This window comes from Stenotrophomonas sp. ATs4, assembly GCF_051861585.1.
GTDB lineage: Bacteria > Pseudomonadota > Gammaproteobacteria > Xanthomonadales > Xanthomonadaceae > Stenotrophomonas > Stenotrophomonas maltophilia_AS.
The window spans coordinates 1-764 of the sequence record NZ_JBLYPK010000027.1; the positions used below are offsets into that span (position 1 = coordinate 1).

Annotated in this window: 1 pseudogene; it reads left to right on the top strand. The window is 60.6% G+C overall.

Going from position 1 to position 764, the window contains the following annotated elements:
* Window positions 1-764: pseudogene (locus ABR323_RS21810) on the top strand (IS3 family transposase); the annotation flags it as partial.

A 764-nucleotide genomic window follows, 5' to 3' on the forward strand; every position in this document is an offset into this window, starting at 1 on the left:
ATCCGGGATACGTTACTGACACGCTGGAAGCGTGAGGCGCAGGGTCAGGGGCCGGTCGTATTTGCTGGTGCCGGGACGCCCCGGGACGAGGAACTTGCGCAGTTGAAGCGCGAACTAGCCCGGGTGAAGAAGGAGCGGGATTTTTTGCGAGAAGCGGCGACGTTCTTTGCCAAGGGATCATCCTGAGGTATCAGGTGATCGAACGTTGCCGCGACGAGTTTCCGGTTCGACTGATGTGCCGCTGTCTGAAGGTGTCGGCCAGTGGCTATTACGATTGGAGCAAGCGCCTGCCCAGTGCTGGTCAGCTCGAAAATCAGCGTTTTCTCGACCAGATCCGCGCGTTGCATGAGGACAGTCGGGGCACACTTGGCGCAGGCCGGATGCAGGAAGATCTGGCCGATGCCGGCCATAGCCTGAGTCTGAACCGGGTGGCGCGCCTGATGGCAGCTGACGGCTTGCAGGGCTGGCCACGACCGAAGCGCCGAGGCCAGCAAGGCAAGCCTGCGTTGACCCCGCCAGGCGTGCGTAACCGGCTGGAGCGGGACTTCAGCGCATTGGAGCCGGAGACCAAGTGGGTCACGGATATCACCGAGATCAAAACCCAGCAGAGCAAGCTGTATCTGTGCATCGTTCTGGATCTGTTTGATCAGCGAGTGGTGGGCTGGTCGATGCACCACCGCCAGGACCGTCAGATGGTGATTCGTGCGGTGCAGATGGCAGTCTGGCAGCGTCAAGAAAGTTACGAGGTGATCCTGCATTCGGAT